The organism is Blastococcus deserti (assembly GCF_042682525.1).
GTDB lineage: Bacteria > Actinomycetota > Actinomycetes > Mycobacteriales > Geodermatophilaceae > Blastococcus_B > Blastococcus_B deserti.
The window spans coordinates 167,413-173,972 of the sequence record NZ_JBHUHP010000008.1 but is presented as its reverse complement, the minus strand read 5'-3'; the positions used below and the strand labels follow the sequence as shown (position 1 = coordinate 173,972).

General features: G+C 70.5%; 6 protein-coding genes. 3 read left to right on the top strand and 3 right to left on the bottom strand.

Annotated features, from left to right (window positions below; genetic code table 11):
• Positions 1 to 603: 603 nt before the first annotated feature.
• Both ACFSHS_RS08000 and ACFSHS_RS07995 read right to left on the bottom strand, forming a co-directional pair.
• Positions 604 to 1,158 carry a DsbA family protein gene (locus ACFSHS_RS08000; RefSeq protein WP_376873880.1) on the bottom strand — a complete coding sequence of 185 codons (555 nt, stop codon included), beginning with the start codon at positions 1,156 to 1,158 and terminating at the stop codon, positions 604 to 606.
• Between the two features lie 256 nt (positions 1,159 to 1,414).
• Complete coding sequence (locus tag ACFSHS_RS07995; protein WP_376873878.1) at positions 1,415 to 2,386, bottom strand: methyltransferase domain-containing protein; 972 nt, start codon at positions 2,384 to 2,386, stop codon at positions 1,415 to 1,417.
• A gap of 168 nt (positions 2,387 to 2,554) precedes the next feature.
• Between ACFSHS_RS07995 and ACFSHS_RS07990 the strand changes: the two genes are divergently transcribed.
• Positions 2,555 to 4,225 carry a carbamoyltransferase family protein gene (locus tag ACFSHS_RS07990; RefSeq protein ID WP_376873876.1) on the top strand — a complete coding sequence of 557 codons (1,671 nt, stop codon included), beginning with the start codon at positions 2,555 to 2,557 and terminating at the stop codon, positions 4,223 to 4,225.
• A 101-nt stretch (positions 4,226 to 4,326) separates the two neighbouring features.
• Here ACFSHS_RS07990 and ACFSHS_RS07985 read toward each other — a convergent pair whose 3' ends face one another.
• Positions 4,327 to 5,010, bottom strand: coding sequence for an endonuclease V (locus tag ACFSHS_RS07985; protein WP_376873874.1), 684 nt, complete (start codon positions 5,008 to 5,010; stop codon positions 4,327 to 4,329).
• 77 nt (positions 5,011 to 5,087) lie between these two features.
• Between ACFSHS_RS07985 and ACFSHS_RS07980 the strand changes: the two genes are divergently transcribed.
• A complete protein-coding gene (locus ACFSHS_RS07980) occupies positions 5,088 to 5,417 on the top strand; it encodes a hypothetical protein (protein WP_376873872.1) in 330 nt (109 codons plus the stop codon).
• A gap of 469 nt (positions 5,418 to 5,886) precedes the next feature.
• Positions 5,887 to 6,534, top strand: coding sequence for a DUF4333 domain-containing protein (locus tag ACFSHS_RS07975; RefSeq protein ID WP_376873870.1), 648 nt, complete (start codon positions 5,887 to 5,889; stop codon positions 6,532 to 6,534).
• Positions 6,535 to 6,560: the final 26 nt, after the last annotated feature.

The following is a 6,560-nucleotide window of genomic DNA, read 5'->3' as shown; positions in this document are numbered from 1 at the left end:
GACGACCACCAGTACGACATCCTGGCCCTGGCCCTCAACGAGCGCCTCGCCGAGCTGGACCTGGCCCGCGACGTTCCCTACGGACGCGACCGGCTTCCCTGTCGGCGGCGCCCGGCCGGTCCCGGTGACCAGCCAGGAGGGGCACCTGGCGCTCCTGGCTGACGACGAGCGCCTTGCTGGGTGCGTGTCAACAGCGGGGCGGATGGGCACTCGGGACGCGTTCCGGCGCACCGCGGAGGCATCGGCTCCCGATCGGCAGGCCGCAGGGCTGGTGGAGACGCCACACGAGAAGAGCGAACATCCAGGTCTCACCCCTGATCGCGCGGGTACGCCAGCGGTGAGGTCGTCGGGGCTGGCCTGCTCCCCCTGGCGATCGAGGCTTCGCCGGTCGAGAAGACGGCCAGCGGGGCCGACTCGTCCACCGGGATCCGTTCCCCGACCTCTGTGTCACGGGCGGGACCGAGACACAGCACCCCTGTATCACCGGCGGGACTTCACCGAGCGGGTGCGCGCAGGCAGCTGCTGTCCCCGCCTGCTCCGTGATGTGGCGGCTCGACTGATCGGCGAGCACCCGGTCGACAGCGGTCCACCCGGTGCCGGCGTTCAGCCGCGCAGCAGCGCCCCCAAGGCACGACTGTCGTACAGCACCGACGAGTCGACGGGCTCGCCGTCGAGCAGGGCCGCAGGCGTGCCCTCCGGGTCCTGCCCCTGAAAGGTCCCATCGGCCACCAGCGCCCAGGACTCGTACCGGCCCTCTCGGACACCGGTCACGTATCCCGGCTGAGCCAGGCCCGCTCTCCTCCCGAGATCGAGCAGGTCCTCGACGGTGAACCCGCCACTGTGCTCCGGTGGCTGGGCGGCGAACACCTCCCGGCGCAGTTGATCGAACCGGCCGACCTCCGCGGCGAGGGCCAGCGCATTGTTGGCGCGTACCGACTCCGGTCCCAGGAAACACCGCATCCGGTACTCGACCGCCACCGCACCGGCCGCCACCTCCCGGCGCAACAGATCTCCTGACGCCTCCTCGAACTTCCGGCAGTAAGGGCACTGCGGATCCTCGAAGACGACGAGCCGACGGCGCGCGTTCTCGCTGCCCACGAGCACCCCGTCTTGTCGGGTGTGACCGGAGGGCACGGGCGGCGTCGCGGCGGAGTCCATGGGGCAGTCCTACCCGTCAGGTCGCCGGTTGCTGCACGGAACGGGAGCCGGCTCGTCGACTGAGAGCCCTCCGGCCATGCGTTCGATGATCCCGGGCACGGGGACGACCAGACAGCGAGGAACAGGGCGCCGACCGCCACCCGCGCCTGCTCGTCGTCAGGGGCAGGTTCCGAGGGAGAGTCTTCGCGACGGCGCCCCTCAGGTCGCACGCCTAGAAGACGCCGACGACCGGCTCGCTGACTCCCGTCCGGATCTGTCAGGGCGCGAGCCGACCCACCATGCCGAACCCCCGCCGGGCCTGGTTGCACTCTCGTACATCGGTGAAGCCTGCGGCATCGAACCAGCCGCGCACCTCTTCCTGTGAGTGGTGGTGCGCGTACGGCGCAGCGAAGATGTCCATGAGGGCGAGCGCGGCCTCCCGCCGGCTGATCCGGGGGTAGGACCGAATGCCACTGATGTCGAGGACCGTCGTGAAGAGCAGGAAGGGCCAGGCCAGCACCGGGGCGATCCGGTTGAACAGGTCGACCGGAACGCGCGTCGTCACGGTTCGGATCAGCCGGATGAGCGGCGTCCAGAACGGCTCGTATCGGTAGACCCAGACGTAGCACGTCCCGCCCGGGCGGAGCAACGGGACGAGGGCATCGAAGCCGGCCCGCGTGTCAGGGGTGTGGTGCAGAACGCCGAAGGAGTAGACGACGTCGACGCTGCGCCGGGGCAGCGGAGGGCGGGAGACGTCGGCCTGCACGAAGTGGACGGCGTCGGCTCGCCCCTGCTGCCATCTGGTTCGGAACCGGTTGCCCAGTTCGAGCCCCGTGCTCAGATCGATCGCGATGACCTCGTGGACGAACTCGGTGAAGGCGACGGACTGGCTCCCGTTGCCACATCCGGCATCGAGCACCGTCTTCGTCCGGAGCTCCTCGGGGGCAATGCCGAGCACGTCGACGAATGTGGTCCGCACGCGCATCTCGAGGTCCAGGTGCCAGGTCCGGTCACCGGGCTGGTGGTGCGTCCACTCGAGGCTGAAGCTGTCGCGGACCCGGTCGAGGTCGCGCGGGGAGTTCTTTCCCAGCAGTCGCGGAATGCCGGCGACGACGGGAAAGGCGTGACCCGTGCCGCACAGCAACGTTGCGGACTCGATTGCGCCGCCGTCGGCCTCGACGGGGTCCTCGAGAGTGAAGCGTTGTCGGCACTCCGGGCACACGAGCAAGTCCAGCAGGCGTGGTTGCACGAGGGCCCGTTCCTCCGTCGGCCGGCGCAGCACGGGAAGCCCCCGTTGCGGCTGCGGTCCTGACAAGATGGGCCAACCGTCGGCCGACCTGCAAGCGCCGGCAGACAGCCGGCCAGTCATGGGCGACGCGGTAGTGCACTTCTCCGACCGACCGGAACGGGGTACGGCATGACCGCGGTCCTCGGGGTCAACTGCTTCAGCCACGACACCTCGGCGTGCCTGCTCGTCGACGGCGCCGTGGTGGCGATCGGGGAGCAGGAGCGCTTCAACCGGGACGCACATACGAAGGCGTTCCCGGACGCGGCCATCGAGTTCTGCTTGCGCCAGGCCGGGCTCTCGGCGCGGGATCTGACGGCTGTCGCCTTCGCCCATGACCCGAGGATCGACTTCATGCGTGGCGCCGCCGACGCGGTTGCCCGGGTCGCGCCGAAGCGGCTCGGTGCGCAGGCGTACACCGATGTCCGTCTGGTCAGCAGGGAACGACGTTTCCGTCGGCGATGGGGGTACGGCGGGCAGATCGTCCACGTCGGGCACCACGACGCGCATGCGGCCAGTGCCTTCTTCTCGAGCCCGTTCGACCAGGCGGCCGTGCTGACCCTCGATCGCGGTGGCGACTTCCTGTCGACCACCATGCAGCTGGGGCAGGGCAACCGGCTGCGCCGGCTGAAGGAGGTACGCAACCCGCACTCGCTGGGGGAGCTCTACTCCGCGTTCACGTGGCTGCTGGGCTTCCGTCCGAACGCCGACGAGGGCAAGGTGATGGGCCTGTCGTCGTACGGGCGGGACACCTACGTCGAGGACTTCCGGGACTTGGTGCGACTGCTCGACGACGGTCGATTCCGGGTTGACCTGAAGTGGTTCGGCTACCAGCGGGAGCGTGGCTGGTTCTCCCGTAGCGGCGACGAGCGCTTCGGACCCCGCCGTGCCCCGGAATCCGACATCAGTGCACGCCACGAAGACCTGGCCCATGCCATCCAGCACCTCGTCGAGGACGCCGGCGTCCACATCGCGCGGTCCATCCAGCGGGCAACCGGGCTTCGCCGGCTGTGCCTGGCCGGTGGCGTGGCGCTGAACTCGGTGATGAACGCGAGGATCCTGGCCGAGGCGGGCTTCGATGAGATCTTCATCCAGCCCGCGGCCTCCGATGCGGGCAACGCCCTCGGTGCAGCGGCCCACGTGTGGCACCAGGGACTCGGTGAACGGCGGGCGTGGCACATGGCCCATCCCTTCTGGGGCCCCAGCTACACCGACGAGGAGATGGCGCGGGCGCTCGAAGCCCGCGGCCTGTCCTTCCGCAAGGTCGCCGACCCGGAGCGGGAAGCCGCCGCCCGCATCGCGGACGGCAAGGTGGTGGGGTGGTTCCAGGGCCGCGCCGAGATCGGGCCGCGTGCCCTCGGGGCCCGCTCGATCCTGGCCGACCCGCGGCATCCCGAGATGAAGGACATCGTCAATGCGCGGGTCAAGCGGCGGGAGGCCTTCCGGCCGTTCGCGCCGAGTGTCCTGGACGAACGGGGGGCGGAGTACTTCGACCACTATTCGACGAACCCGTTCATGCTCCTCGTGCTGCCGGTGCGCAAGGACAAGCGCGACGTCATCCCCGCCGTCACCCACGTCGACGGCACCGGGCGGCTGCAGAGCGTGACGCGTGAGTTCAATCCGGCCTACCACCGGCTGATCACGGAGTTCGAGCGTCTCACCGGTGTGCCTGTGGTCCTCAACACGAGCTTCAATCTCCGCGGCGAGCCGATCGTCAACTCGCCCGACGACGCGGTGGCCGACTATCTGCGCAGTGGCATGGAGGCCCTTCTGCTCGGACGGTGTCTCGTCGAGAAGGAGTAGCTCCACCGCCATCGGTACCGGCTCCTGACGGCGGCGTGCTGAGGTGCGCCTGGCCAGCCGCTGTCTGTTGCAGCATCGCCCCGAAGGAAGCCGCAGGGCGACTATCCCCCTGCGCGCGCCGCACGGGCCAGTCGGCGTGCCTCCCGCAGGGGCCACGGAGCCCGCGCTCCCGTGGTGGCCGAGAGCAGCAGCATCGCCGCCACCTCACCGGTGGTGCGCCAGGCGGCGTGGGCGACGACCGGCCGGGCACCTGGGACGGTGCGCACCCAGCGCGCGACCTCGACGCCATCCAGGACGAGCGCGGACGTGTCCCCGCGCAGCGGGCCGGGTAGCGGTCCCACCGCATGCAGCGGACGGTCGGTCACCCCGATGCTGGGAAGCTGGAGCACGAACCCCATGTGCAGCGCGAGGCCTGCGTGCCGCGGGTGGTCCCGTCCGGTGGCCGGGAGCAACAGGACGTCGGGGCGGCGTCGGAGCGCCTCGAGAGCGGCGAGCAGGAGCGGTCCTTCCCGCGCTGACTGCAGGGCCGGGACGTAGGGGACGGAGACCACTCCTTCCACGATCTCAGCGGCGATGACATGGGCTCCCCGCACGAGGACCGCTCCAGCCCAGGCTCGTTCGCCCGCCACGCCCGGCCCCTGCGTGTGGACGACCACGCCCGCCGCCAGCTCGACGAGGGAGGAATCCGGACACCAGGGTGGTGGCTGCAGCGTGCCGAGCCGTTGTTGGACGTCGAGCAACGAGGCGATGTCAGCCGGCCACAGCTCCTCGGTCGTGCACCGCATCTCGTCATCCTGGGCCCGGCGGAGGTCTGCTGTCCGTGGTCCAATGAACTCGTCCCGTTGGTCCCGGGAGGGCACCCATGACCGACGAAGAGCCCGTCGCACCCAGCGGCATCGTCACTGTGGACGGCACCTGCATCCCCTATCAGCCCCGCCCAGTGTGGGCTGTGCCGTCGGGCGGCTCGCCGTCGCTTCGGCCGACGCTCGTCCGTGCCGTCACCGGCGGCCATCTCCTCACCGCATCGGTGCTGGTGTTGGCCGCGGTCGCAGCGGCGAAGGCTGCAGAGGTGGCCGGCCGACTGGTGTCGCGCGCCCCGTCCATGGCGGTCGGTGGCGATCCGGGGCAGCACGCTGTCACGAGCGGCCTCGAGATCTCATGGACCCGCATCGAGATCCGGTGGCCGGCCTGAGCAGCCGGAAGACGGCACGTATCGATTCATGACGGAGCCCAGGGCCCCTGGAGCCCGGGGGTTCATGTCGGTGTCGGGGGGACGACGCGGAACCTCCGCACACGCCTGTACCTTCGGCCGTCGCCGTCCCCGGTGCTGCGGCGGAGGCTGAGCCGAGGACATGGCGCTGTCCGCTTCGGCCACGCCGGGTCGTCGCTGATCGGCCTGGCGATCGGCGTCGGCCTCATCGGCTGGTTCGGGATCCGGTCCGTGCTGGTCGAGCAGGCGTGGCCGGCTGTGCGGGGCGGATGATGCCGCTGCCGGCGTCGAGGAACTCGAGGCAGGTCGTCCGGTCGGCACGGCCGGCCCCCTCGGCATGCGTTCCGTGCGCGTGCGCCGCACTTCAAGTCGGGCTTCAAGTGCATGCCAAGTCAACCGAAAGTCGTGCCGGTCATGGTCGTCGCGGATCCACTCGACGAGGAGAACCACGATGACCCAGCAGACCTACCCCAGCCCCTCCTTCGACCCGCGTGCGCCGCAGTACGGCCCGCCGGGTGCTCCCTACGGCCCCCCGGCCCCCGCCTTCGGGCAGCCGCCTGCACCGCGCAGGCGCACCGGCGTGATCGTCGGCGCCGTCGCCGCGACCGTCCTCGTGCTGGGCGGGCTCGTCGTCGGCGCATTCCTGCTCTTCGCCCCCAAGATGCTGAAGACGGCCGACGCCGAGCGGCAGATCGCGCAGCTGACCGAGCAGCAGGCCGGCATCGCGCCGACCGACGTCTCCTGCCCGGCGGACATCGAGGTGGAGGCGGGGGCGACGTTCACCTGTACGGCGTTGCTGGCGGAGCAGCCGATCTCCTTCACCGTCACGCAGACCGATGACGAGGGCAACGTCCAGATCACCAGTGACAACTCCTTCGTCGACGTCGCCACGGTCGAGGCGTCGCTGGCCCAGCAGGTGGGCGAGGCCGCCGGCGTGGAGGTTGTCAGCAGCTGCGACACCGACGGCCACGCCGTCCTCGTGGACGGCGTCGGGGCACCGATCTCCTGCACCGTGACCAACGCCGAGGACCCCTCGGACAGCATCGAGGTCACCGCGACCGTGGACGAGAGCGGCGCGGTCTCCTACGAGGTGGAGTGAGGGTGCGCTCCGAGCGCTGACCCACC